Here is a 26,234-nt window from a genome sequence, read left to right on the forward strand (position 1 = left end):
CGGTGCTGCCCAATAGCCCCTAGGCGATGTAAGCGGCAGCTATATAAGTGTCAACGCCGCGCCATGCTGCGGCCCGGGAATAGGAAGAATTCAATGCTGAAAGGTCTCACTTTTCTGCGAGGCTCCGCTGCAGCGGCCCTGATCGCGCTCGCCGCCACTCCGTCGCTGGCGGCGCCACATGCCAATACGGTCGTTGCCTCGGTGAACGGCGAAGAAATCACTCTGGGCCACATGATCATGGCACGCGAAAGCCTGCCCCAACAGTACAAGCAACTGCCCGATGAAGTGCTGTACAACGCCATTCTGGACCAGCTGATTCAGCAGACTGCGCTAAAGCAACAGCTCAACGGCGAGGTGCCGCACTACGTCCAGCTGTCTGTCGAAAACGAAAGCCGCGCACTGTTGGCAGCTGATGTGATCGAAACGGTCATGGCCGGTGCTGCAAGCGAAGAAGCGCTGCGCGCGGCCTATGATCGCAAGTATTCCACGGGCAACGGCGGTGATGAATTCCATGCCGCACACATTCTAGTAGAAACCGAGGACGAAGCCCGAGAAATCAAGGAAGAGCTCGAAGACGGCGCCGATTTTGCCACCATGGCCAAGACGCGCTCGACCGGCCCTTCAGGACCTAGCGGCGGCGATCTCGGCTGGTTCGGCCTTGGCAGCATGGTGCCCGAATTCGAAGAGGCCGTTCTGGCCATGCGTTCGGGTGACATTTCCGATCCGGTCCAAACCCAGTTCGGCTGGCATGTGATCCTGCTGCGAGAGCGGCGCAAGTCCGAGGCGCCCAGCTTTGACGAGGTCCGCGGCGAGCTGGAGCAGGAGCTGCGCACCCGCGCCGTCGAGGACCGTGTTAATGCACTGACAGCGGCTGCCGACATCGAACGGCCCGAAGTCGAAGACCTTGAACCGTCGGTGATTCGTGATCTCAGCCTGGTGAGGAACTGATCAGATGGCCGGCGCGCTTCCCCGCTCCCCACTGGCCCCCGAGCACTTCCCAAATCTTCCTGTCATCAAGGGCGTTCGCTTTGCTACCGCTGCGGCCGGGGTGAAGTACAAGGGCCGGACCGATGTGATGCTTGCGGTCCTTGATCCGGGCACTACGGTTGCCGGCGTCTTTACCCGCTCAAAAACACGGTCGGCACCGGTCAGGGATTGTCAGGCCAAACTCGGCACAGATCCCTCGCAAGCGGCAGCCATTCTGGTCAACTCTGGCAACTCCAACGCCTTCACTGGGCACTACGGACAAACATCCGTATCAGAGATTGTCTCTTCGGTCAGCGAAACCACAGGGGCCCCGGAGGCCCGCATCTACACCGCATCCACCGGTGTGATCGGAGAGCCGCTGCCACACGACCGGATCGTGGCAAAGCTGGCAGAGCTGAACGCGGGCCTGGCTGAAGACGCGCTGGAAGCGGCAGCCGCAGCAATCATGACCACCGATACCTTTGCCAAAGGTGCCTGCGCCGCGGTCACGATCGGCGGCAAGACTGTGAATATAGCCGGGATCGCAAAAGGGTCCGGCATGATCGCGCCGGATATGGCGACGATGCTGGTCTATATCTTCACCGATGCACAGTTCGATCAAACGGCCCTGCAAGGCCAGCTAGCAGAGATCTGCGATCGCAGCTTTAACTGCATCACTGTGGACAGCGACACCTCTACCTCGGACAGTCTGATGCTGTGCGCGACCGGGGCTTCAGGGGTGGATGCTACGGCGAATGCGGAATTCGCGCAGGCGCTGGAAGGCGTTATGATGGATCTGGCGCATCAGGTTGTGCGCGATGGCGAGGGCGCCACCAAGTTTGTCGAGATCCAAATCACCGGCGCCGTGTCCGACGCCGAGGCAAAGACTCACGGCATGGCCATTGCCAACTCACCGTTGGTCAAGACGGCGATTGCTGGCGAGGATCCCAACTGGGGCCGGGTGGTGATGGCAATCGGCAAATCCGGCGCCGAGGCAGATCGGGACCGCCTGTCGATCTCTTTTGGAGATGTTCTGGTCGCAGAGAACGGTTGGGTCTCACCAACATACAAGGAAGAGGATGGCGCCGCACAGATGAAGCAGGACGAGATCACCATTAAGGTGGATTTGGGTCTTGGCGACGGTGCCGCGACCGTCTGGACCTGTGATCTCACTCACCAATACATCAGCATCAACGCGGACTACCGATCATGAAGACAGTTCTCGTCTCTGCCGTCGCCCTGATCGACGTCGAAGGACGGATCCTGCTTGCGCAGCGGCCTGAAGGCAAATCCATGGCCGGGCTTTGGGAATTTCCGGGCGGCAAGGTTGAAGTCGGGGAAACCCCGGAGGCCGCCCTGATCCGGGAGTTGGAAGAAGAGCTGGGTATCAACACTTGGTCCTCCTGTCTGGCACCTCTGACCTTTGCCAGCCACAGCTATGACGATTTCCATTTGCTGATGCCGCTGTTCGCCTGCCGCAAGTGGGAAGGCATCCCTCAGGCACGCGAAGGTCAGGTGCTGAAATGGGCGCGCCCGCAAGACCTGCGCGACTATCCGATGCCACCTGCAGACATTCCCTTGATCCCGATCCTGCGTGACTGGCTTTAAGCCCAAGAACCGTTAAATCTTAAGAAATGGGATCACCCAAAAAATGCGCAGTTGGAGCATTTCACGGCTTTCTGGCCGATTTAGGGGGTTTTTGCGATAAAAACACTAGCCTTTGTGGTGTTTGATTAAAATTGGAAAGGCTTTGTTAACCTTTTTGTCAAAAAATAGACACACTATCACGCAGTGAACCTCTCCAAAGTCTCCCTGAAGAAGGACCAGGATACACCAAGTTGAACTAGAACGGGCTGTCCTGGTCCGAGGCTGATTCATACAGGCACATATCTAGAACCCGCTTTAGACTGGTGGGCGTTCCGCATAAACGCCCCGTTTCCCTCAAGGTCTATAGCAGAACCAAAACCAACCACTCACACCTCCAGAGGGCAGCCTATCGGCTGTCCTCGACCTTTTTTGTGGGCATGTTTGCGTACTTCACTTGCAAAAGCAGTTCGTCAAAGAAAAAGCCCCGGACAGATAGTCCAGGGCTTTTTCAATTCTTGGTGGCCTACGCGAGTTAGTCGAGTTTGCGCTCGACTTCCTGACGCTCGAAGATCTCGATGACATCACCTGCGCGGATATCTTCGTAGTTTTCAAAGGCCATGCCGCATTCCTGACCGGACTGGACCTCTGGCACTTCGTCCTTGAAGCGCTTGAGGGTCTTCAGCGTACCTTCATGGATCACCACGTTGTCGCGCAGCAGGCGTACACCGGCAGAGCGGCGTGCCACCCCTTCAGTGACCAAGCAGCCAGCAACCTTGCCGACGTTAGACACCTTGAAGACGTCCTTGATCTCGGCGTAACCGATGAAGTTTTCTTTGATTTCGGCCGACAGCAGACCCGAAGCAGCCGCTTTAACATCATCCACGAGGTCATAGATCACCGAATAATAGCGGATCTCCACACCCTTCTGGTTGGCGGTGTTGCGGGCCGAGGCATTGGCACGCACGTTGAAGCCAAAGACCGGAGCGCCCGATGCTTCGGCCAGGCCGATATCGGTCTCGGTGATGGCACCAACGCCCGAGTGCAGCACGCGCACGCGCACCTCGTCGTTGCCAATCTTTTCCATCGCCTGAACGATCGCCTCGGCAGAACCCTGAACGTCAGCTTTGACCAGAATTGGCAGCTCGGCGACGTTTTCGTCTTCCTTGGCCTTCTGCATCAGCTGTTCAAGTGTGGTTGCAGCACCGGCGGCAGCGCGTTTGTCCTTGGCGGCTTGCTCACGGTATTCCGCAATCTCGCGCGCCTGCGCTTCGGTTTCGGTCACGTTCAGCACATCGCCCGCTTCGGGGGTGCCGTTGAGGCCCAGAACCTCGACCGGGACCGAGGGCCCAGCTTCTTTGACGCGCTCGCCCTTGTCGTTAATCAGCGCGCGGACCTTGCCGTATTGCTCACCCACCACAAAGATATCGCCCTGACGCAGGGTACCGTTCTGAACCAGCACGGTGGCTACCGGGCCACGCCCAACATCCAGCTGCGCCTCAATGACTGCACCTTGCGCGGCGCGGTTGGGGTTTGCTTTCAGTTCGAGAATTTCCGCCTGCAGCGCGATGGCTTCAAGCAGTTCGTCCAGACCTTGACCAGTATGCGCCGAGACTTCGACGTCCTGCACTTCACCGGACATGGCTTCAACGATCACCTCGTGCTGCAGCAGCTCTGCCCGCACTTTGTTCGGATCTGCAGCCGGTTTGTCGATCTTATTGATCGCAACGATCATCGGAACTTCGGCCGCCTTGGCGTGGTTGATCGCCTCGATGGTCTGCGGCATGACCGAGTCATCTGCCGCGACAACCAGAACAACGATATCCGTCACCTGAGCACCACGCGAGCGCATCGAGGTAAAGGCCGCATGGCCGGGGGTATCAAGGAAGCTCAGCGTTGCGCCTCCTTCGGTCTGCACCTGATAGGCGCCGATATGCTGGGTGATGCCGCCGGCTTCACCTGCCACAACGCGGGCATCGCGGATGGCGTCCAGCAGCGATGTCTTGCCGTGGTCGACGTGGCCCATGATGGTGATGACGGGCGGACGCGGCTGCAGGTCTTCTTCCTTGTCTTCGACTTCCTTGATGACGTCCTCGACATCTGAGTCGGAAACACGGACAACCTTGTGGCCGAATTCTTCGATAATCAGCTCGGCTGTATCGGCATCAATCGATTGGTTCTGCGTGACCATCATGCCCATCTGCATGAGGGATTTCACAACATCACCAACACGTTCCGCCATACGGTTCGCCAGTTCGGAAACCACGATGGTTTCCGGCAGCTGCACGTCGCGGATTACCTTTTCACGCTCGACTGAGCCACCCATGGCCTTTTGACGCGCGCGTTCCTGCTTGCGCTTCATAGCCGCCATGGAGCGTTGCCGCCCACCTTCGCCTGTTGCCTGGCCGAGGGTCAGCTTGCCCGAACGGCGACCTTCGTCGCGGCCCTTGCCGCGACCGCGCTCCTCGCGCTCACGGTCGGCCTTGCGCGGGGTCGGCTGGCCGCCACCCTTGGGCGCACCGCGACCGGCGCCTGCGCCTGCAGGTTTCGCCTTGGCCGGTTCCGCAGCAGGTGCTGCAGCTGCGCGTTTCGCGGCCTCTTCGGCCTCGCGGCGCTTGCGCTCTTCTTCTTCGGCTTTTTGGCGGGCCTTTTCTTCAGCTTCCCGCTGTTCGCGTTCCTTGGCTTCCTGCTCGGCGCGGCGGCGCTCACGCTCTTCGGCGCGGGCCTTTTCCTCGGCCTCACGCTGCGCAGCCTCTTCGGCTTCGCGTGCCTTGGCAGCCTGCAGCGCCTTCAGGCGGCGGGCCATTTCCGCATCGGTAATACCGGCAGGGCGACGAGAGCCGTCCGTCGCAGGCGAGGACCCGCTGCCCCCTTTACCCGCACCCGGCTTGGGAACCACAACGCGCTTGCGCTTGGTTTCCACCACGACATTCTTGGTCCGCCCATGGCTGAAGCTCTGTTTCACGTTCCCAGGCCGGGAACCACCACCACGCAAACCCAATGTCTTTTTGCCGTCACTATCGCTCATAAAGCTCTTTATCCTTCCGTGCGGCCCTTGCCGCCCACCATTTCGCGCAAACCCTGCAATCGTTGCGCTTCCTCTACAACACGTTTGCTGAGTCCACCAGAGGCAAGCGCCGCATGTATCACAGTTTGACGCCCAAATGCCATCCCCAGCTCATCCCCAGAGAGGCAACCGATGTATTTTCCCCGGTGGGGCGTACTCAGTTTCGATTTTCCGCGCCCGGATCCGTCGGACGCCTGGATCAGGACGGAGGCCTCTTCTTTCAGCAGCCAATCCTTTACCTTTTCATAGCCGCCAACCGCATCACCCGACTTGCGGGCAAGGCTGATCAGATCAACAAGGCGGCGCAGAACCTGACGTTCCACTTCATCCACAAGACCCTCTGGCACGTTGACCTGAGCCTTGAAGCCGCGAGCAAACAGCCGCTTCTTGACTGCCATATCTAGGGCAGAGCGGCTCGCTGTCACGTAAACCCCGCGACCGGGTAGTTTACCTAACACATCAGCAACGACCTGACCATCCGGCCCCAGCACAAAGCGGATGAGACCCTCTTTAGGTTGGATCTCACCTGTTGCAATGCACTTGCGCTCCGGACCGTCACTTCGGTCTTTTGCCGCGCCACCACGAGCCATTCAGCCTCTCCTTACCGAAAGCCGCCGGGATCAAGCCCCGGCGCCCTCCTCTTCGGGTTCCTCGCCTTCGACATCTTCTTCCGAGACTTCCGGCTCCAGCTCGGCGGGATCAACCCAGCCAAGCAGCACGCGGGCGGTCATCACCATATCCTGAGCCTCTTCGAGCGACATGCCGAAGGGTTCGAGGATACCGTCGTCCTTGACACGCTCGCCGCCATCGGTGGTCCAGCCACCGGCCAGTTCCCAGTCGGCGCAGGTGGCGAAATCCTCCAGAGAAAGGATACCATCCTTGGCCAGCGCCTCCACCATCTGGGGTGTGAGACCGTCAAAGTCAATAAGGCTGTCCTCGGCGCCCAGCGCACGGGCCGCATCGATGGCAGCCTTGGCCTGCGCTTCAAGGTAGTCACGGGCGCGAGCCTGCAGTTCCTCCGCGGTGCCTTCATCGACGCCGTCAATGACCAACAGCTCATCCAGCTCGACGTAGCCGACCTCTTCGAGGTTGGTGAAGCCTTCTGAGACCAGAAGCTGGGCAAAGAACTCGTCCAGATCCAGGGTTTCCATGAAGAGCGCGGTGCGGGCCTCGAATTCCTTCTGGCGGCGCGCCGATTCCTCTTCCTCGGTCATGATGTCGATGTCGAGACCAGTGAGTTGCGAAGCCAGACGCACGTTCTGGCCTCGGCGACCGATGGCGAGGCTCAGCTGTTCCTCGGGGACGACGACCTCGATCTTGCCGGCTTCTTCGTCCAGAACCACCTTGGTGACTTCTGCGGGCTGCAGCGCGTTCACCAGGAAGGTCGGCTGATCTTCGTTCCACGGGATGATATCGATCTTTTCGCCCTGAAGTTCATTCACAACCGCCTGAACGCGGCTGCCGCGCATACCGACACAGGCACCGACAGGATCGATTGAGCCATCATAGGAGATGACCGCGATCTTGGCGCGCGAGCCTGGGTCACGGGCCACGGCCTTGATCTCGATGATGCCGTCGTAGATTTCCGGCACTTCCATCTTGAACAGTTCGGCCATGAATTCTGGCGCGGTGCGGCTGAGGAATATCTGCGGACCACGGGGTTCGCGGCGCACGTCCTTGATGTAGCAGCGGATGCGGTCGTTCGGGCGATAGCTTTCGCGGCCGATCTTTTCGTTGCGGCGCAGGATGGCTTCGCCGGCGCCCACATCGACGATCACGTTGCCGAATTCCTCGCGCTTGACGAGACCGTTGATGATGGTACCCGCGCGGTCCTTGAATTCTTCGTACTGGCGATCCCGCTCAGCTTCGCGCACCTTCTGCAGGATCACCTGCTTGGCCGACTGCGCCGCGATCCGGCCCATTTCCACCGGCGGGACCTCTTCCACATAGGTGTCGCCCACCTCGGGGTTTTCCATGTACTGCTTGGCCTGCTCGACGGTCATCTCGGCCTGGTAGTTTTCCAGGTCCTCATCCGCCACAACCGAGCGCACACGGGTGAAGGTCGCCTTACCGGTCTTGCGGTCGATGGACACGCGGATGTCCATCTCGCTGCCGTAGCGGCTTTTGGCCGCCCGTGCGAGGCTTTCTTCCATGGCTTCGACCACCAGACCGGGGTCGATCATTTTTTCGCGCGCCACGGCTTCGGCGGTTTGCAACAGCTCAAGCTGGTTTGCAGAGGTGATGGCCATTACTTGTTCTCCTCTTCGGACCCTTCGGTCACCTCGCCCCCTAGGGGCGCATCTTCGATAACGTCGTCAAAAGCGTCTTCGTTCAGCGTGCCGGCCGCCTTGCGCTGGCGCAGCATTTCCTTGATCAAGTCGTCAGTCAGCACCAGCTTGGCATCGCTCAGCCAGTCGAATTTGAGACCGATGGTCACGGTTTCGCCGTGCTCTTCGATATTGATCAGAACCTCGTCATCCTCGATCCCGGCCAACTCACCCTTGAAGCGGCGGCGCCCGTCGATCAGTTCGGCGGTTTCCAGCTTGGCCTCGTAGCCTTCGAACATGTCAAAGTCCTTGAGGCGCGTCAGGGGGCGATCAATGCCCGGGCTTGAGACCTCAAGCGCATAGGCATCGAGAATCGGGTCTTCGACGTCCAGAACAGCGCTAACAGCATTAGAGATCTCGGCGCAGTCATCCACCTCGATCCCGCCATCGGGCTTGTCGGCCATGATCTGTAGGGTCGTCGTCTTGCCAGACATCAGCCGAATGCGGACCAGCTCATAGCCCATATCCTCGATCACCGGGGTGATGATCTCGGCAAGGCGGCGGTCAATCGCGGCTTTGGCAATCAGGTCGTTGGTCATTCGGGTTCCAGCTGTCGTTAGAACATAGGTCGTGCGGACACAAAAAAACGGGCGCGCGGCCCGTTGAAATTCCCGGTGGAGCTTTGGACCAGAGCCCAACGCGCCGCTGTTGTGAAAGCCATATACGCCTGATGCGGCGAATCTGCAAGGAGAAGTTCAGATCGCAGGGTGAGGGCGGCTCAGATCCGCCACCAGCGCTCTGCAATGCGACCGTCATCCAAAGCTGTGCGGTCGCCGACGGTGCGCGGAATACCCACGTCAGAGCGCGCCGCCAACGCCATGTCGCTGGCCGAGGGATGATACAGGAAACCACCTTTTTCGATCAGCCCCTCGGGTGCGGGTAGGGCTGCCACGTCCACATAGCCATCGCGCAGCGCCTCGGCGCGTACACGCGCATCGGGGATCACGACAACCTCCACGGTCTCGACCCAACCCGCATGACCGGCCTTGAAGTGATCCGCTACTTTTGCAGCACGGAAGTGACGTCCGTCCTGGGCGCGCTCGACCCGGTAGCAGCCAGTGCCCACCGCCTGTGCAAGGGGCCGATCGACCTGCCCTGCCGGGGCGATCACCAGCGCAGGACTCGCCAGAAGGTAGGGAAGATGAGGATTTGCGGCCCGAAGCAGGATCTCGACGCGGTGATCGGCAACCTGTTGCACACCGGAAACTTCGGCGCCCTCGATCCTCCGGCCCTTTAGTGAAGCCACCACATCATCCGCCGTCAGCGGCGTGCCATCGTGGAACCGGACATCGCGGCGCAGGTCAAAAGACCACATGCGCGCGTCCTCGCTGCTGTGCCAGGCCTCGGCGAGTTCGGCGCGCAAGACGCCATCAGGCGCGATTTCGGTCAGGGTATCAAAGATCGCCCCGCGAGCGACCTGCTCCATCAGCCCGTCCTGACGGGGAACGGCAAGACGCAGCACACCGCCGGGCCGGGGCGCTGCCGAGAGGGAGGTCCCTGTAGCCGCCAGCAAGGCAGCAGCAGCACCAGAGGTGAACAGCGCACGGCGGTCAATACGGGTCATGGCAGCAGCTCCTCGGCAATCCGGTCCATAGCACGCACCAGTTCAGCGCTAATTCCCGGCTCTGACAAGGCATGACCTGCATTGCGGATCATTTTCAACTCTGCATTTGGCCACAACTCATTCAGACGCCAGGCCGAGGTCGGTGGGCAGATCATGTCATACCGCCCCTGCACGATGATGCCGGGGATGTGTGAAATCCTCCCCATGTTGGCGAGGATCTGACCATCGAAATCCAAGAAACCGCCATTGATGAAATAGTGATTCTCGAGCCGGGCAAAGGCGCGTGCATAGTCGCCGGGGCTTTCGCCGCCATGCCCGTTTGAATGGACCGACGCGAGCGCATTTTCCCAGGCCGACCAGGCGCGGCCAAAGCGGATCTCATCCTGCATGTTCCCGGAAAACAAACGCTTATTGTAGGCTTGGATCATATCACCCCGCTCGCCGTCTGGGATGAGGGATACAAATCGTTGCCAGGTTTCCGGCCAGAACCTGCCCGCGCCGCCACCATAAAACCAATCCAGCTCCGCCTGGGTCATCAGAAACACGCCGCGCAGGATCATCCGCTGCACCCGGTCCGGATGAGTCTGCGCATAAATCAGCGCCAGCGTCGCGCCCCAGCTGCCGCCGAACAACAGCCAGCTATCGATTTCGAGCGTCCGGCGGATCTCTTCCATGTCCGCCACCAGATGCCAGGTCGTGTTATCCTCGCAGGAGGCATGCGGGCGTGAGCGGCCGCAACCGCGCTGGTCAAAAAGAATCACCCGATAAAGTTTCGGGTCGAAATAGCGCCGCATCGCCGGGCTGCTGCCTCCGCCGGGGCCGCCGTGGCAGACCACCACAGGGATGCCCTTGGGGTTGCCGGACTGCTCTACATAAATGCTGTGGCCCTGACCCACATCCAGCATGCGCTGGTCGTAGGCATCGACCGGGGGATAAAGATACTGCACTGCGCGCTTTTGGTCCGAGTATTTGTCCGTTACTGACCTAACTAGTCTAATAGGCACAAAAGAACATACGGAGACAGGAATGCAAGCGCATCAATCCACGGTAGATCCGTCAGAAATCGCCAAATTCGAGGCAATGGCCGCGGAGTGGTGGGATCCCAACGGCAAATTCAAGCCGCTCCACATGCTCAACCCCTGCCGTTTGGACTATATCACGGCCCAGATCGCGGGAGAGTTCGACAGGGACCTGAGCCAGCCCGAGCCCTTCAGGGGCTTGCGGTTGCTGGACATCGGCTGCGGCGGCGGCCTTTTGTCTGAACCCATGGCGCGGCTCGGTGCGGAAGTGGTGGGCGCAGATGCGGCAGCCGGAAACCTGCCAGTTGCCCGCATCCACGCCGAACAATCCGGTCTTGAGATCGATTACCGCCACACCACTGCCGAGGCCCTGGCCGAAGCGGGTGAGCAATTCGACGTGGTGCTGAACATGGAGGTGGTGGAGCATGTGGCGGACCCGCTCAGCTATCTGACGGCAACGCAGCGGCTGCTGAAACCGGGCGGCTTGCAGATCTGCTCGACCATCAACCGCAATCCCAAAAGCTACGTCATGGCGATTTTCGGTGCAGAAGTGGTGATGCGTTGGCTGCCCCGCGGCACCCATGAGTGGAATAAATTCATCACCCCGGACGAGTTGTTCGATCTGCTTGGCAAGGCCGGACTGGAGCCAGTGGACCGGAAAGGTTTCGTTTTCAATCCAATCACTTGGAGCTGGTCGATTTCGGCGCGTGATCTATCGGTCAACTATGTGACTGCCAGCACAAAACCCGGCGAATGAAGGCCTCGCCGCGATGCGACATATACGAAAGGATAGGTTCCCCCATCCTAATGGGAGCTTGGCCATGAAAACTAAAAAGCGTAACTACTGACCGTTCAGTTGGGTATCCAGCTGGCGTCGGGCACTTGCCCAGAACCGAGTGAATGCTGAACCTGAAGGTTGTCCAAGCGCCCCTGGCGGGGGTGCACCACACTCACGGAACCGGATGGGGAAATTTGAGAAAGGGACGCCTTCGACATGGCGTCCCTTTCTTTTTCTCAGGCCTGATTGAACCGGGGGAAGTGCAGTTCACTTGGAGGGCAGGCTCGTACTATCTGAACGCGCGATCAATCATCTTCCAGCTTGGCGCGCAGCTCTCGCAGGATTGGCAAAGCGGCGCGGACGCGATCTCCGCCCAGTTCCTCAACGACCTCGGAAATAACCGGCACGATACTGGCCAGCGCTGCATCTCGCGCCTGGCGACCGGCAGGGCTGATCGCAACCATCTTGCGCCGGGCGTCGTCCCAGTCGGGGCGAATGTGGACGTATCCCGCCATCTCGAGCTTGTTGAGCGTATTTGTCATGGCCCCACGGGTGACATGAAAAGACTTGGCCAATTGCGCCGGAGACCGCTCAAGGCCGGCACGCGCCAGATGGTTCAGAACCGAGAAATGCGACAGCTCCATCCCCTTGGGCAGCGCCTTGCCCAGCCGTGATTTGGCAAGTTGTTCGGCCATAAGGATTTCGCTGAACAGCGAAACGGCCAGGGAATGGGTTTCTTCCATCAGGGTTCGTCGAACTCTCGGTCATGGGTCAGCGCAGGAACACGTTTGCGTGCTTGTGCCACTTTTCCCATGTCGAGATCAACGTAGACAACCCCCGGATCGGTGCCGGCATCGGCAAGGATCTCTCCCCAGGGTGCAACGACAAGCGAATGCCCATATGTGCGGCGCACCGCGCCCCGGCTGGCCTTGTGGGTGCCGGTCTGCGCCGGAGCCAGCACATAGCAGCCCGTTTCGATCGCACGCGCCTGCAACAGCGCATGCCAGTGAGCCGCCCCCGTCACGTGCGAAAAGGCCGCTGGGACCGTCAGGATCTGCGCGCCCGCTTTGGCCAGTGCCCTGTGAAGGTGAGGGAAGCGCACATCGTAGCAGATCGTCATACCGATCTTTGCAAAGGGAGTCTCAGCCACCACCGCACAGGCACCCGGACGATATCCATCGGATTCGCGGTAGGTTTCTTCGGGCGTCACCTCAACATCGAACATGTGGATCTTGTCATAGCGCGCGGTGACCGCGCCATCGGGAGCGATCAGGAACTGACGATTGGCAAACCGGCCATCCGCATCATGGGTCTTCACACCCAGCGACCCGATCAGCAGCCAGATCCCGTGCTTTGCGGCTTCATCCCGCAGGGCAGCAAGCGTGGGGTCGTCTTCTTCGTGGCACAGAACCGCGTTCTGATGCGTCCGACTGGTTGACAGGCAATTGGTGACCTCAGGCGTCAGCACGAAACCGGCCCCTTTCACCACAGCTTCAGCCATCATGCCGCGCACGGTATCCAGGTTCTCGGCCGGGTCGTCGCTAGAGGTGATTTGCAGCAGTGCAGCGCGCATTGAAAGGAGCTCCCCGTTCAGTCTGCCAGAAGCGCGTCCAGTTTTCCGGCCTTTTCCAGCGCATAAAGATCATCGCAACCGCCTACATGGGTCTCCCCGATGAAGATCTGCGGCACAGTGCGGCCACCGTTCGCCCGCTCAATCATCTCGGACTTGCGGCCAGGGTTCATCATGACGTCGACCTCGGAAAAGGTCACGCCCTTCTTGTTCAGCAAGCGCTTTGCGGCATGACAAAAGCCACACAGAGGTGAGGTGTAGATTTCCACCGGTTTCATCGAAGTCTCCAAACATTCTGATTTTCGCGTTTGTGGGCGATATGGGGGCATAATGCAATCAATGCCAGCGTCACAGTTTCGGGATCTGGCAGGCCGCTCACCCAAGAGACCAATTTCGGGCGCATCGGTTTTTTTTCGTCACACCAGAAAGCGACGGCCACTGTCTTCGACCGGAGCGGAAAAGATATGCCAGACGGCATTTTTCTCTCGGCAAAATGGCCCGTTTTGCGGTATCGGCTCGCATGGTCCGCGTGTCTACATTTTGATTGTGGGCCATTTCACCGCATTGCCTGTGGAGTACTCCTGTTTTGACATCAGAGCTTTCATCCAGCCTTTGGAGCGACACCTGCAAGGAAAAGGTCACAGCGCCACCTCTGCGTGATGACGTGTCCGCAGATCTGGTGGTGATCGGCGGAGGGTACACGGGCTGTTCAGCAGCACTTGAGGCCACCCAGATGGGCGCCGAAGTACGGCTTCTGGAGGCTGGTACCTTCGGGGGTGGCGGATCGGGGCGCAACGTCGGACTGGCGAATGCGGGCCTGTGGCTGCCACCTGAGGATATCAACGCCCAGATCGGAGCGGATGCGGGCCGCCGCCTGTCCTCCCTATTGGCTGATGCCCCGGATATGGTCTACGGGCTGATCGAGAAACACCAAATCGCCTGCGAGCCGGTACGCAAAGGCACCCTTCATTGCGCCCATGCTTCTGCCGGAATGACCGATCTGGCCCGACGGTATGAACAACTCAGCGCAATTGGTGCGCCGGTTCGTTTACTGGATGCAGATGAGGCGCAGGCTCGGGTTGGCTCTGATCAAGTCTACGGAGCCCTGTTTGATCCACGTGCAGGCACCATCCAACCTCTGTCCTACGCGCGTGGGCTGGCGCGGGCCGCAGCGGGTGCCGGAGCTATGCTGCATGGGGAAACTCCTGCGCTGAGTGCCACACGAAACGGCGATGCCTGGAACATCTCAACGCCGCAGGGACGGGTGCGCGGCAAACATCTGATTGTTGCCACCAATGGCTACGCGCTGGCGATCGAGGGGCTGCAGACACCCACAAAGGTCCCGGTTCACTACTTCCAGGCGGCCACCGATCCGCTGCCGGATCATGTTCTCGACCAGATACTGCCGGGCCTTGAGGGATGCTGGGATTCGGCCCTGGTCATGTCATCGTGGCGCCGTGACCGGGAGGGGCGGCTTATCATCGGCGCAATGGGTGCGCTGGATCATATCGGCAAGGAAATCCACCTTGGCTGGCTGCGCCGCAAGATTGCCCGCATGTTCCCGGCACTGGCCGACATGCCATTGCGACATATCTGGTTCGGGCGCATCGCCATGACGACGGAACATCTTCCAAAAATTCAGCGGCTGGAAGGAGGATTTGCGTGTTTTGGCTATTCGGGGCGCGGGATCTGCCCCGGCACTCTGTTTGGCAACCGTATGGCGCGGGCGCTGTTGTCGGGGGATGAGACCTGTCTACCCGTTGCACCCGTCACAACCCACCGCCTGCCATTTGCCGGAGTTCGTCAGGCCTTTTACGAGACAGGTGCCACCTTGACCCATCTCCTTAAGGATCGCCTTTAAGGTCAGGCCAAGGTTCTTGGCCTGACACGCGTTCCTAATATGCTTAGCCGCAGCGCGCCATTGCCTTGCCCAGTCCGATGATCAGGTCCGTATAAAACGTAGGACCGGTCGGGATCTCGGTGCCGATGGGGTCGATCACAACGGTCTCGGCTCCGGTTCCGTCAAGAACGGTAGCGACAAGCCCCGGATTGAACTGCGGCTCAGAGAAGACGCAGGTCACGCCACGCTCGGTTACCTCAGCACGGATTTCCGCGATTCGCGCCGGGCTGGGGTCAGAGGCGTCCCCAAGAGAGATTGCCCCGGCAGAGGCAAGGCCAAAGCTCTTCTCGAAATACTGGTAAGCGTCGTGGAAGACGATGAACGAGTTTGCCCGGAAAGGCTCCAGCAGAGCGTTGACCTCATCGATCACTGCGTCGATCTCGGCCTTGCCCGCCGCTGCGTTTGCCTTGTAGGTCGCGGCGTTTTCAGGGTCCAGCTCTGACAGTTCCTCGGCAATGGCCATCAGCCAAAGCTCAGCATTTTCAGGCGCAAGCCAGGCATGGGGATCCAAACCTGTGTGGCTGTGACCGTCATGATCCGCATGGTCGTCGTGATCCGCATGGTTGGCATGATCCGCGTGGTCGTCGTGATCCGCATGGTCGTCATGTTTGTGCATGTCATGGTCATGTTTGTCGTGATCATGATCATCATGCGCTTCGTGATCATGGTGCTTGTCATGATCGTGGTCGTCATGACCCTCATGGTTATGGCCGTCCGCGTGATCGGCGTGATCCTCCTCGTGATGTTCCCCGTCGTGATGGCCATCGTCGTGATCATGCGCCTCAAAAATCGCACCGGTGCGGAATTCCAGTTTCAGCGTGCCTGGAACCTCCAGCAACTCGGTCACATGCGCATCTGCGGCAAGCGTTCCCAGGGGACCTTCAAGCCAAGGGGTCAGGGCCTCCCCCATCCAGAACACAGCATCTGCACGTTCAAGCGCCAGAGCTTCAGACGGACGCATCGAATACCCATGCGGCGACGCTCCCGGCGCGATGACAAGATCCGGGGTTCCAACCCCTTGCATCACCCGCGCCACCAGCCCATGCACCGGCGCGATGTCCACGGCCACGCGCGGGACATCCGCCATCACCATTCCACCACCCAGAACAGCGGGGATCACCGCTGCATATGAAAAACCCTTCATCCCGACAGTCCTTTACTTATAGAGCGCGCATCCCGGCCCGAGTTGACCAGCACGTGTTATCACATAACATTAAGCCGCTTGATAAGCGTCATAACATTACATATCAAGGCTAAAATACGCACAGCAATTCAGCCCGCGCGGAGACCACCCATATGGAAACGATCGGCTTTGAAACTCACGATCACAACAGCTGTATTCAGGACTGCATCGCTGCAGTCGATGCAGACTGCAAGGCGCGGGGCCTGCAATTTACCCCAGTGCGGCGGCGCGTGCTGGAGATCCTTTTGCAGGAACACCGCTCGCTCGGGGCTTACGAGATCCTTGACCGCCTCCGCGAGGAAGGGCTTGGCTCGCAGCCTCCCGTCGCCTACCGCGCGCTGGATTTCTTGGTGAAAAACCGCTTTGCTCATAAGATCGAGAGGCTCAATGCCTTTATCGCCTGCACCCACCCTGGCGACACCCATGCGCCGATCTTCATGATCTGCCGCATCTGCAACGCAGTGGCTGAGGTGCACACCGATCCAACCAAAGGCCAGCTGGGCGAGGCCGCAAAAGAAGCAGGTTTCCTGATCGAGCGCACCGTGGTTGAGGCCGAGGGCATCTGCCCCAAATGCCAGGAGGCACAAGCCGCATGAGTCTTGTCACCCTCAAGGGCCTGTCGGTCCGCTACGGTGGCAATACGGTCCTGTCCGATGTGAACCTCTCGATCGAACCGGGAGAAATCGTGACCGTCGTCGGGCCAAACGGCTCCGGAAAATCCACACTCCTGCGCAGCATCATCGGTGCACTGAAGCCGAGCAGTGGCGACGTGTCCCGCGCGCCGGGCTTGCGGATCGGCTATGTGCCGCAGAAGCTGCATATCGATCCCACACTGCCCCTGACCGTGCGCCGGTTCCTCAGCCTGCCCGCCAGCGTCAGCGATGACCGCGCCGAAGACGCTCTGCAGCAGGCTGGGGCCGGTCCTCTGGCGGAACGGCAGATGTCGGACCTGTCTGGCGGTCAATTCCAACGGGTGCTTCTGGCCCGCGCGCTGCTCAATGACCCGCAACTGCTGATTCTGGACGAAGCAACGCAAGGCTTGGACCAACCCGGATCCGCCGCTTTTTACCAGCAGATCGCCACCGTACGCGCCCAGTTGGACTGCGCCGTCCTGATGGTCAGCCACGAATTGCATGTGGTTATGGCCGCCTCGGACCGGGTGATCTGCCTCAATGGCCACATCTGCTGTGAAGGCGAGCCGGAACACGTCGCCTCAGCCCCCGAGTACCGGGCGCTGTTCGGGACGGGAACTCAAGGCGCGCTTGCACTTTACCGGCATGAGCATAATCACTCGCACGATCATGCTCATAATCATGATCATGGCCCCGGCTGCGACCACGATCACGGGGCCACGACAAAGGATATGGCCTCATGATGGATCTTCTTGACAGTTTTCTTGTCCGGGCCGCGCTGGCCGGGGTCGGCGTCGCCCTGGCCGCCGCTCCATTAGGCTGTTTCGTGGTATGGCGCCGCATGGCCTATTTTGGCGATGCAACCGCGCATGCCTCGATCCTCGGGGTGGCGCTCGCTCTGTCCTTTGATACGTCGATCTTTGCGGGCGTTCTGGCGACCTCTCTGGTGATGGCGACCACCGTATCCAGCCTCAGCAACCGTGGCTATGCCATGGATACGCTGCTGGGCGTCATGGCGCATTCCGCTCTGGCCTTCGGTCTGGTGGCGGTCTCTTTCCTGCAAGGGGTCCGGATTGACCTTATGGCCTATCTGTTTGGCGATATCCTGGCGGTGGGCCGTGCGGATCTGGCGGTGATCTGGGGCGGGGCAGCGCTTGTGTTGCTCCTGCTCTGGGCGCGCTGGTCCGCGCTATTGACTGCAACGCTGAACCCGGACCTGGCCTATGCGGCCGGGATCGATCCAAAGCGCGAACAAATGGTGCTGACCGTGGCGCTGGCTCTTGTGGTGGCTGTAGCAATCAAGGTCGTGGGGGTTCTCTTGATTGCTGCGCTCCTGCTGATCCCTGCGGCAACCGCGCGCCCTTTTGCCAATACGCCTGAGCGCATGGCCCTGATCGCCGCAATCATAGGCGCCCTGTCCGCTCTCGGAGGATTGCAGCTTGCCTTTACCTTTGACACCCCCACTGGCCCGACGATCGTCTGCCTTGCGGCCGTGCTGTTTGCTGTCTCAAGCCTCGGAGATACGCTGCGGCGTGCTGCGATGCGTGGATAAGGCTGACGCTGCCGGAGCAATTGTTTTTCACTTGCCGTTTGCCAAACATTTGCTCCTAATCACCTCATGGATCCGCAACTAGACCCGAAACAGACCACCCGGCTGATCGCCACGCTGAAAGACCGGATAGCCGAGATGCCACCGAAACTGGCGGCAGCGGCAAAGTACATAATCGACAATCCCGGTGATTTTGCGCTGGATCCGGTCCGGGTCACAGCCCAGAAGGCAGGTATCAGCGCCAATACACTGGTACGGCTGGCAGAGTTCCTGGGCTTTGAAGGCTTCGAAGCCCTGCGCAGCCCCTTTCGGGCCTCCCTGGTGACCGAGCGTGAGGCGGGACTGGGGGAGGACTGGCTAACCCAGATGCAGGCCTCAACCGCCCCCGCCGCAGCCTTGCAGGCCCGCGCGGCCCGAAACGAGATCAACATCGTCGCGCGCTCCTTGCGGCTGATGACGCCGGAACGCACCGCCTCCATCGTGAAAACGCTGACCGAAGCACGCAGATGCTATGTAACGGCCACCCGGGCTTCATATGCGCTCGCCCATTATTTTCACTATGTGGGCCGCATGGCGCTGCCGGATCTGGACCTGGTGCCGCGACACATGGGATCGGCCATTGACGATCTGATCGACCTTTCGGACCGGGACTGCCTGATCGCCGTTACCTTTGCGCCCTATTCCTCAGGCACCATTCAGGCGCTGCGCATGGCGGCAGAACGCAAGGCGAAGGTTGTTCTGATTTCCGACAGCCAGGTTATCGCGCCCGGCATTCATGCCGATCATGTGCTGGCGGTCTCTTCGAACTCGATCCATGCCTTCGGGGCCTATGGCGGCGCCATGGCAGTGCTGGAGTGCCTGCTGACCCACCTGATCGAGGCCGGGGGCGCAGAGGCACGCCGCCGGATCGAAGCTTATGAAGATCTGCGTCAGGACAGCGGCGCCTATTGGACCGGCTCTCGCCTGCCCCGACTCAGGGAATAGCCCTTAGAATCGGAGCGACAGGCAAGACATGCCACCATCCAGCTTGGCGGACTCACGATTGTCGATCTCCACCACGCGAAACCCCGCGCGGTCCAGCATCTCAGCCGTGCGCGGAAATCCTGCGGCCATGATAACAGGGTCGTTGAAACGGATCGCATTGGCGGCGGCCTCCTCACCCTCTGGCACATGCAAGACGCGGTAGCCTTCGAAACACCCCGAGGCATCCAGCCGCCTCGTCGACAGGATGGTTTCCGCATCCAGAAGCGAGCAGTCCGTTTTGAAATGGAGAACGCCCGGCGGGGTGATGACCTCGCGCACCGCATACCCCCAGTCCGCCACAATTTCCGTAAGCTGACCCACGCCCGCCGCATCGGTGCGATCAGACCTTCCAACCAGTATCTCGCGCCCGGTGACAAGGATGTCACCGCCTTCGATATGGCCGGGTCCGGTGACTTCACGCAGATCCTCGAAACAGTCGCGCAAGGCGGGCTTCATCTCGGCAACCTCCCCTCTGCGAGACGGGGCACCGGGGCGCATCAGCACCGCGCCCTTGGGCAAGCACAGTGCCGTGTCTTCAACGAACAGCGCATCCGGGAAGGCCTCAAGCGGCTCCAGTTCGATCACTTTGGCGCCGGTGCTCTGCAGAGCAGTCACATAAGCAGCGTGCGCCTCGAGCATGTTACCGAGATCCGGCGTGCCGATGTCTTCGGCACGCAGGCCGTCTATAACGCTCTGTCCCGGACGACGGGTAATGGCGCGGGTGAACTGATAGGTTGGGTCGGTCATCTGTCGTCCTGTCCTGGCACAAACTGCGGTGCCGATATTTCGATCAGTGATGGTCCATCGGCGGGCGCAGCCCTCAGAGCCGCAGCGACCTTGGACGGTTCGGCTGGAACCCTCTGGTGGGGGATGCCAAATGACTGCGCTGCCGCCGCAAAATCCGGCGGGGTCGGATCACAGCCCACCACGGTCACGCCTACATGCTGCATCGAAGTGGCGATCTCCCGGTATCCATGGTTGTTCCAGACGATGAAGGTCACGGGCAGGCGTTCCTCCACCGCCACCATGATTTCGGGCAGGGTGAACTGCGCACCGCCATCGCCGAGGATCGACAGAACCCGCGCATCAGGCGCGCCAATGGCAGCACCAATCGCGGCTGGAATACCATAACCGAGCGCGCCATAGCCCGTCGCCGCATTGAACCAGCCACTGGGGCGATCATGATCATAGTAAAGGTTCCCGGCATATATCGGCTGGGTGGAATCCCCCACCATTACAGCGCCTGGAAGCGCATCGCGCATAGCGTTCAGGATCTCGACCTGCGCACGGTAGTCGGAACCGATCTCCGCCCATGCCGCCGCACGGGCCCTGGCCGCGCGCGCCACTCCGCCTGCTTGTCCGGCATCGCCTTCCAAGGCCGCAAGCAGGTCGATCACGAACGACTCTGCCGCACTGTGAATGTTCATGTCCGCAGGGTGACGCGCCAGTTGCCGCTCGCAGATATCCACGCGGATCAATCCTGCCATCACAGGCATGGTGCCGCTAGCATACATATCGTAGTCCGTCGGCCCCAACTCGGTGCCAAGAGCGAGCACCACGTCAGCCTCTTCAATCAGGGCGCGGGTGGCAGAAAGGCTGGGGCTGGCAGGCACCGAAAGCCCATGCCCGTGCATAATCCCCCGCGCGTTGACGGTCTGCACAACCGGCGCATCCAGTCGTTCCGCCAAAGTCCGCAGCTCTAGATCCAGCATCCGTGCACCGCCACCTGCAAGGATAACGGGACGCTTGGCCGCGCCAAGCCGCGCGGCAGCCTCTGACACCTGATGCTGCGTGGGCGCGGGCCGCTCTGGCGCATCAATGCCGGTTCTCGCGGCCGCCTCCGCTCCCGCAACATCCAGCGGAATCTGGATGTGAGTCGGACCCGGTCGCCCCTTGGAAAACGGCTCAAACGCCCGATTGAGAGCCTGATCCAGCGCATCTGGCACCTCCAGATGTTCGGACACCAAAGCCACGGTTGAGGCCAGAGCGTGCTGATCCGGGAGTTCATGCAGATGCCCCATGCCCAGCCCCAGCGATGCGCGGGTGTTGACCCCGGACAGCACCAACATCGGCACGGAATCCGCTCGCGCCTGCGCCATCGGCGTGAGCGTGTTGGTCAACCCCGGCCCAGTGATCACAAAGGCGACGCCCGGCTTTCCCGTGACACGCGCATAGCCATCGGCCATGAAGCCTGCCCCCTGTTCGTGGCGCGGTGTGACATGGCGCAGCCCAGATGCCGCGAGCCCCCGATAAAGTTCAACCGTATGCACGCCAGGAATACCAAAGACGAAGTCGACACCCCGCGCCTCAAGCGCCGCTACAAGTGCTTCACCCAGCGTCGTCATGCAACGGCCTGTTTACGTGTTACAGCGTGGGAAACGATGCGTGCAACAGCCTCATCAAAGCGCGTGTCTTCAATCGTCAGGGCGACCCGCACCCAGCCCGGCAGCGTGTCGCCGAACGAGGATCCCGGCATGACCGCAACCCCTACGCTTGCGAGCAGGTCCATCGCGTAGGCCTCACCAGTCTGCCCTGTCGCCCCGACATTGATCATGGCGAACATGCCCGCTTGGGGCCGGTGCACCCGCAAATCGGTCTGCGCGTGCAATTGCTCTGCCAGCCGCCCGGCTCGCGCGGCAAACCGCGCGGCCATGCCTGCGGCAACTGGAGACCCCTCACGGACCGCCTGTTCGGTCATATCCGCAATGAAAGGCTGATTGCCGAACAGCATGGTCTCGCAATAGGGCAAGAGCGCATCGCAAAAGGACCTGGGCCCCACGCACCAGCCGCTTCGGAACCCGGGAGACGCGTGAGATTTCGAGACGGAAGACACCGCGATCACCCGGTCGGCGATTTCCTCCACGGCAAGGGGAGACGTGAAAGTTGCACCCTCGAACACAAGATCGGCATAAACCTCGTCCGACAGGATCCAGAGGTCATGTTTGAGGGCCAGTTTGCCGATGTCTGTGATGTCTTCGCGTGTCAGGATCGAACCGGTCGGGTTGTGCGGCGTGGTCAGAAGGATTGCCCTGGTGCGCGGCGTAATGCGGGCCGCGATATCCTCGGCCTGCATTCTAAAGCCATGATCAGCGCGCAGCGGCACAGGCACCATCTCGGCCCCGGTCGCGCGGATCACACCTTCATAGGTCGCATAGAGCGGATCACCCACCAGCACTTCGTCACCCTGCTGCGCAACACCTGCCATCACCGCAAAGAGCGCGGTCTGGGTGCCCGGAAAACAAAGAATGTTGTCCGGTTCAATGGGCCGACCCGAGCGGGCTGAATAGTCTTCGGCCAGGGCAACGCGCAGGTTCATCTCTCCGCGCCCGTCGGAATAGCCCGTGCGCCCGGCGTGCATTGCGCGCGCAGCCGTATCGAGCAGCGATTGCGGCACCGGCACGTCCGGCTCTCCGATGGTCATCTCGATCACATCCTTGCCCCCTGCGGCCATTTCGCGGGCCTTGAAGTGGAGGTCCCATTTCGCCCCGCCCAGCCCGGCAAGGCGCTGCATCACATCAGTTGTTTTCATGGCTTTCCGGCCTTTTCCAGAGAAGGGTTTTGCAAGTTCAACCCGGTGATCGCACTGACCGACCGCAGGCCGATCTGGGGCAACTCACCGGGTTCAAAGGCTTCGGGCAGCGCACCGCCCTCAAGCCACAGTCCATCGACCACCGCATTGGCGGCAATGGCAAGCTGGCGCAACTGCGCCGGGGTGGCAGGGGCGCCGACCTCTGCAAGGGCCGCTGAAATCAAACTCTCCAAACGGCCTCGGAAATCCGCATAGGTTTCAGCATGGATTCGGCGCATCTCAGGATCCTGCTGCACCCGGTTGAGGAAACTGGCCCATAGAGCGACCGAGCGTTCATCCACCACCGGCGGTGTGAGCGAGGCCACCACGAACCCAGCCAGACGCGAGACTGCGGTGCCGCAGCTCTGCTCTGCCATGACAGCGGTGAGCTCGGTCAGGCCGGTCATGTGCTGTTCATAGGCGGCGGTGATCAGATCTTCCTTGGACGAGAAGTAGTGGCGGATCAGACCGGGCGTCACATCGGCCCGTTCGGCAATAGCCCGCACTGTCGATCCGCCCACGCCCTTTTCAGCCACAAGCTCAAGCGTGGCATCGATCAGGGCCGCCTTGCGCGCATCGGCAGGCTCACGGCTGAATTTGCGGCGGCTTTGGGTCATGATCTCTCTGGTAGTGAAATTTGTTATACAAACGTATAAATATTATCTCCCCTGCTGAAGCAAGAGAAATTGCCCCACCACAAATACCGGTTCGGTCCATGCCAAACCGGTCTGGGAGTGATGAATGTGAGATTGGATTTGATTGTGTACGGCGTAGACTGTCACAACACGTAAGCAGCAGGTGCTTACGGCCCCGGAAGCAGGTCTAGGCCGCAGTTACCCGAGCGTTCGTAGAACCGCCCTGACCTTGCGCGGCATCCGTGCCAGCAAGCTTGAGCCGGTAGTCGGCAATCTGCCGCCGCACCAGATCGGCCCGTTGAGCGGCTGTGCTGCCTCTGTACCACTCAGCCGTCCAGTTCAGCATCTGTGCCGCATCAAGCTGAGGACACCAGCCCAAAAACTCTCGGGCTGCTGCGCAGTCGAGCCGCAGGAGCGTTGCCTCATGGAGCCCGTCTCCGGGTTCCTGGCACCACTTGAAAGCCGGACCAAGCATGTCGCCAAGCGAGGTGATCACCTCGCCAACGCTGAGCGTCATGTGATCTGCCGGACCGAAGTTCCAGCCTTGCGCAAACCGTTCAGGCGACGCCCAGCCACGTTCGGCCAGCAGCAGATACCCCGCAATCGGATCCAGAACGTGCTGCCAGGGACGCAGGGCGTTTGGGTGTCGTATCGCAAGCGTCTGCCCCGAGGCCAAAGCACGCATCGCATCCGGGATCAGGCGATCAAGGCTCCAATCACCGCCGCCAATGACATTGCCCGCCCGCGCGGACGCCACAGCGACAGGATGACGATCGACCAGTTGCGACGCAGTGTGAAAGAAGGAGTTACGATAGGATGCGGTCACCAGTTCGGTGCAGCCCTTGGAATTCGAGTAGGGATCATGTCCCCCCATGGGGTCGCTTTCCCGGTACCCCCAGATCTGCTCCCGGTTCTCGTAACATTTGTCGCTGCTCACCACGACGATGGAGCGCACAGAGGGCGCCGAGGTCCGGCACGCCTCAAGCAGATGAACTGTGCCCATCACATTGGTAGCATAAGTCTCAACCGGCGCTGCATAGGAAAGACGCACCAAAGGCTGCGCCGCCATATGAATAACCACTTCGGGATCGAAGTCTGCTACAGCCTGTCGCAGGGCTTCGGCGTCCCGGATATCGCCCTCCACGTGATCCATGTGCGCAGCAATTTCCAGCTCTTCGAACAGACTCTGACGACCAGCCCCACCGGGCACACCGTCGCGCGAGGCGGGCCGCGCAAAGCCGCGCACCTCGGCCCCCATCTGCAGCAGCCAGCAGGTTAGCCAACTGCCCTTGAACCCCGTATGGCCGGTTACAAACACGCGTCGGCCGCGCCAGAAGTCTTCAGTTGGGTAAGCAGCAGATAAGGTCAAAGTCATGGCTTCTCGTTTTTGGTGAAGGCGCAGTCAAGATGCGTTCTGACTCACTGTCTTGGCGGTTGTGACCAGATCGAAGGCAGCCGAAGACACTTCCGCCTCGCTCAGAACCGCCACCTCGGCCTGCCAACCCATCTGGTCAATCTGAGCGCGGATTTCTGCTTCGTAATTCGGATTCATGATCACGATGGTCGCCACACCCTGCGCCATCGCCGTGGCCGGATCCACGATGGGGGTGGCGCTGACCGGCATGAAACAGCCCTGCTTGGCCGGGTTAAGATCGATACCGAAATCAATCAGGTTCGCCGCACGGGAATTCATCAACAGAGCGAACGTCACCCCTTTGGAAGCCGCGCCCCAGATCGCAACACCGCCGACTTCGTGGCGTCCGATCAGGAATTCGGCCCAGCGATCCAGAAGTGCATTGCGCTGATATAGGTACTGCTCGCCCAAGACGGCCTCCTCTGGGGCACGCCCATCCTCAGCCTCGACGGCTGTTGCCGCAGCAGATTTTAAGCCCGCTTCAACCCACATGTACTGGTCATCATAGACGGGTGAAACGCTGGCCTGCAAACCGTGCATGGACAAAAGCCGCCTGATCGAGGGCGGGTTGTAGAGTGCACAGTGTTCATAAAAGAAGTCCTGGAATGCACCATGGTGCAAAATCCAGTCAACATCGGGCGTCTCAACGAACAGGTGCCGCCCCGGCGCCATCGCAGCCGCGAGATTGGCAGCAAAACCCTGCACATCGCTGACGTGCTCAATCGTATGGCGCGAGCAGATGACATTGGCCTCCGGCGGGATCTTGGACACCTCGTCCGGAGTGAAGAAACAGCGATGTATAGTCACCCCATCGGGCAGTGGGGTCGGAGTTGTACAGGATGGATCAAATCCAACAGCGCTCTTTACACGCCCCTTTGATCGCTCATGCAGCAGACGCAGAAAGTCGCCCTCTCCACAACCGATTTCGACGTAATGAATGTCTTGCTCAGACGGCACGGCGGCCAATATCCTGTCTGCCATGGCCCGCAAGTGAGCCTGATAGAACGCCGAAGCAGACACATCGTTGTTGTAGCCGGCATCATAGGAAATCCGCTGCGGATCAAAAGCGGCATTCCAGACAAAGCCGCATTCCCCACATTGAACCATAGTCAGCACACCACGACTGAAACCTTGCGCGCTTTTTCGATCGGGCAGCGTTACGTTTTGCAGGGTCGGCACATTAAGCCGCCGCTCGATAACAGTCATTTTGCCGCCGCTGCATACAGGACAAGCGTGAGGCTGAATCTGGGTCATGGCGGTCTGGACTCCTCTGCCAATAAGACCTGCGTTCCGCTCACTCGCGGTCTGCGATCACAGACCACACCCTAAATTGCAATTCTTACCAAATTTGAAATACCGCCATGCCCCGTGACCTGCCGACCGCCCCAACTCCTGCGCCTGACCGCGATTGATACAATTCTCGGCAATTCAACCGAAAATTAACTGCGGCTTTCC

25 protein-coding genes are annotated in these 26,234 nt (G+C 60.4%); 9 read left to right on the top strand and 16 right to left on the bottom strand.

Annotated elements, in window-relative coordinates:
- Positions 1–93 precede the first annotated feature (93 nt).
- The 3 genes from INS80_RS05760 to mutT are packed head-to-tail and all read left to right on the top strand — an operon-like array spanning position 94 to position 2,574.
- On the top strand, positions 94–948 hold the full coding sequence (locus INS80_RS05760; protein WP_192964721.1) for a peptidylprolyl isomerase: 855 nt from the start codon (positions 94–96) through the stop codon (positions 946–948).
- A 4-nt stretch (positions 949–952) separates the two neighbouring features.
- Positions 953–2,179 (top strand): bifunctional glutamate N-acetyltransferase/amino-acid acetyltransferase ArgJ, encoded by a 1,227-nt coding sequence (gene argJ / locus INS80_RS05765; RefSeq protein ID WP_192964722.1) that lies wholly within the window; start codon positions 953–955, stop codon positions 2,177–2,179.
- Positions 2,176–2,574 (top strand): 8-oxo-dGTP diphosphatase MutT, encoded by a 399-nt coding sequence (gene mutT, locus INS80_RS05770; RefSeq protein WP_192964723.1) that lies wholly within the window; start codon positions 2,176–2,178, stop codon positions 2,572–2,574. Before argJ ends, mutT begins: the two co-directional genes overlap by 4 nt.
- A gap of 511 nt (positions 2,575–3,085) precedes the next feature.
- Here mutT and infB read toward each other — a convergent pair.
- The 6 genes from infB to pip all read right to left on the bottom strand — a co-directional run bounded on the left by infB (position 3,086) and on the right by pip (position 10,455).
- The gene (gene infB / locus INS80_RS05775; RefSeq protein WP_192964724.1) at positions 3,086–5,578 is read right to left on the bottom strand and encodes a translation initiation factor IF-2; all 2,493 of its coding nucleotides are present in this window, start codon (positions 5,576–5,578) and stop codon (positions 3,086–3,088) included.
- 8 nt (positions 5,579–5,586) lie between these two features.
- On the bottom strand, positions 5,587–6,207 hold the full coding sequence (locus INS80_RS05780; protein WP_192964725.1) for an RNA-binding protein: 621 nt from the start codon (positions 6,205–6,207) through the stop codon (positions 5,587–5,589).
- Between the two features lie 30 nt (positions 6,208–6,237).
- Positions 6,238–7,866 (bottom strand): transcription termination factor NusA, encoded by a 1,629-nt coding sequence (gene nusA / locus INS80_RS05785; RefSeq protein WP_192964726.1) that lies wholly within the window; start codon positions 7,864–7,866, stop codon positions 6,238–6,240.
- Positions 7,866–8,483, bottom strand: coding sequence for a ribosome maturation factor RimP (gene rimP, locus INS80_RS05790; RefSeq protein ID WP_192964727.1), 618 nt, complete (start codon positions 8,481–8,483; stop codon positions 7,866–7,868). The genes nusA and rimP overlap by 1 nt, the downstream gene beginning before the upstream one ends.
- A 179-nt stretch (positions 8,484–8,662) precedes the next feature.
- Complete coding sequence (locus INS80_RS05795) at positions 8,663–9,508, bottom strand: ABC transporter substrate-binding protein (protein ID WP_192964728.1); 846 nt, start codon at positions 9,506–9,508, stop codon at positions 8,663–8,665.
- Positions 9,505–10,455, bottom strand: a complete 951-nt coding sequence (gene pip / locus INS80_RS05800) for a prolyl aminopeptidase (RefSeq protein ID WP_192964729.1) — start codon at positions 10,453–10,455, stop codon at positions 9,505–9,507. The genes INS80_RS05795 and pip overlap by 4 nt, the downstream gene beginning before the upstream one ends.
- A gap of 79 nt (positions 10,456–10,534) precedes the next feature.
- Here pip and ubiG point away from each other — a divergent pair, with 79 nt between their 5' ends.
- Positions 10,535–11,284, top strand: coding sequence for a bifunctional 2-polyprenyl-6-hydroxyphenol methylase/3-demethylubiquinol 3-O-methyltransferase UbiG (ubiG, locus tag INS80_RS05805; RefSeq protein ID WP_192964730.1), 750 nt, complete (start codon positions 10,535–10,537; stop codon positions 11,282–11,284).
- A gap of 326 nt (positions 11,285–11,610) precedes the next feature.
- Here ubiG and INS80_RS05810 read toward each other — a convergent pair whose 3' ends face one another.
- From INS80_RS05810 to grxC, 3 genes are read right to left on the bottom strand one after another with little or no spacing between them, the layout of a single operon-like run.
- On the bottom strand, positions 11,611–12,048 hold the full coding sequence (locus tag INS80_RS05810; protein WP_192964731.1) for a MarR family winged helix-turn-helix transcriptional regulator: 438 nt from the start codon (positions 12,046–12,048) through the stop codon (positions 11,611–11,613).
- Entirely contained in the window at positions 12,048–12,878 is an 831-nt protein-coding gene (locus tag INS80_RS05815; protein WP_192964732.1) for a carbon-nitrogen hydrolase family protein, read from the bottom strand. The genes INS80_RS05810 and INS80_RS05815 overlap by 1 nt, the downstream gene beginning before the upstream one ends.
- 17 nt (positions 12,879–12,895) lie before the next feature.
- Positions 12,896–13,153, bottom strand: coding sequence for a glutaredoxin 3 (gene grxC / locus INS80_RS05820; RefSeq protein ID WP_192964733.1), 258 nt, complete (start codon positions 13,151–13,153; stop codon positions 12,896–12,898).
- Positions 13,154–13,461: 308 nt separating this feature from the next.
- Between grxC and INS80_RS05825 the strand changes: the two genes are divergently transcribed.
- Positions 13,462–14,736, top strand: a complete 1,275-nt coding sequence (locus tag INS80_RS05825; protein ID WP_192964734.1) for an NAD(P)/FAD-dependent oxidoreductase — start codon at positions 13,462–13,464, stop codon at positions 14,734–14,736.
- A gap of 43 nt (positions 14,737–14,779) precedes the next feature.
- Here INS80_RS05825 and INS80_RS05830 read toward each other — a convergent pair whose 3' ends face one another.
- On the bottom strand, positions 14,780–15,919 hold the full coding sequence (locus INS80_RS05830) for a zinc ABC transporter substrate-binding protein (RefSeq protein ID WP_192964735.1): 1,140 nt from the start codon (positions 15,917–15,919) through the stop codon (positions 14,780–14,782).
- A 152-nt stretch (positions 15,920–16,071) separates the two neighbouring features.
- On the opposite strand from INS80_RS05830, the gene INS80_RS05835 reads away from it, so the two are divergent.
- The 4 genes from INS80_RS05835 to INS80_RS05850 all read left to right on the top strand — a co-directional run bounded on the left by INS80_RS05835 (position 16,072) and on the right by INS80_RS05850 (position 19,123).
- Positions 16,072–16,554: a Fur family transcriptional regulator gene (locus tag INS80_RS05835; protein WP_192964736.1), complete on the top strand. Its 483-nt coding sequence runs from the start codon at positions 16,072–16,074 to the stop codon at positions 16,552–16,554.
- The gene (znuC, locus tag INS80_RS05840; RefSeq protein ID WP_192964737.1) at positions 16,551–17,333 is read left to right on the top strand and encodes a zinc ABC transporter ATP-binding protein ZnuC; all 783 of its coding nucleotides are present in this window, start codon (positions 16,551–16,553) and stop codon (positions 17,331–17,333) included. The genes INS80_RS05835 and znuC overlap by 4 nt, the downstream gene beginning before the upstream one ends.
- The gene (locus INS80_RS05845; RefSeq protein ID WP_192967203.1) at positions 17,333–18,142 is read left to right on the top strand and encodes a metal ABC transporter permease; all 810 of its coding nucleotides are present in this window, start codon (positions 17,333–17,335) and stop codon (positions 18,140–18,142) included. The genes znuC and INS80_RS05845 overlap by 1 nt, the downstream gene beginning before the upstream one ends.
- Positions 18,143–18,208: 66 nt before the next feature.
- On the top strand, positions 18,209–19,123 hold the full coding sequence (locus INS80_RS05850; protein ID WP_192964738.1) for a MurR/RpiR family transcriptional regulator: 915 nt from the start codon (positions 18,209–18,211) through the stop codon (positions 19,121–19,123).
- Between the two features lie 3 nt (positions 19,124–19,126).
- Here the strand turns inward: INS80_RS05850 and INS80_RS05855 are convergent, their stop codons facing one another.
- The 6 genes from INS80_RS05855 to INS80_RS05880 all read right to left on the bottom strand — a co-directional run bounded on the left by INS80_RS05855 (position 19,127) and on the right by INS80_RS05880 (position 25,985).
- The gene (locus tag INS80_RS05855; RefSeq protein WP_192964740.1) at positions 19,127–19,909 is read right to left on the bottom strand and encodes a dimethylarginine dimethylaminohydrolase family protein; all 783 of its coding nucleotides are present in this window, start codon (positions 19,907–19,909) and stop codon (positions 19,127–19,129) included.
- Entirely contained in the window at positions 19,906–21,507 is a 1,602-nt protein-coding gene (locus tag INS80_RS05860) for a 5-guanidino-2-oxopentanoate decarboxylase (protein ID WP_192964741.1), read from the bottom strand. Before INS80_RS05860 ends, INS80_RS05855 begins: the two co-directional genes overlap by 4 nt.
- The gene (locus INS80_RS05865; RefSeq protein WP_192964742.1) at positions 21,504–22,691 is read right to left on the bottom strand and encodes a pyridoxal phosphate-dependent aminotransferase; all 1,188 of its coding nucleotides are present in this window, start codon (positions 22,689–22,691) and stop codon (positions 21,504–21,506) included. The genes INS80_RS05860 and INS80_RS05865 overlap by 4 nt, the downstream gene beginning before the upstream one ends.
- Positions 22,688–23,347, bottom strand: coding sequence for a TetR/AcrR family transcriptional regulator (locus INS80_RS05870; RefSeq protein ID WP_192964743.1), 660 nt, complete (start codon positions 23,345–23,347; stop codon positions 22,688–22,690). Before INS80_RS05870 ends, INS80_RS05865 begins: the two co-directional genes overlap by 4 nt.
- A gap of 205 nt (positions 23,348–23,552) precedes the next feature.
- Entirely contained in the window at positions 23,553–24,740 is a 1,188-nt protein-coding gene (gene rfbG, locus INS80_RS05875) for a CDP-glucose 4,6-dehydratase (protein WP_192964744.1), read from the bottom strand.
- 27 nt (positions 24,741–24,767) lie between these two features.
- Entirely contained in the window at positions 24,768–25,985 is a 1,218-nt protein-coding gene (locus tag INS80_RS05880) for a class I SAM-dependent methyltransferase (RefSeq protein WP_192964745.1), read from the bottom strand.
- Positions 25,986–26,234: the final 249 nt, after the last annotated feature.

Origin of the sequence: Phycobacter azelaicus (assembly GCF_014884385.1) — a bacterium.
Classification (GTDB): Bacteria; Pseudomonadota; Alphaproteobacteria; order Rhodobacterales; family Rhodobacteraceae; genus Phycobacter; species Phycobacter azelaicus.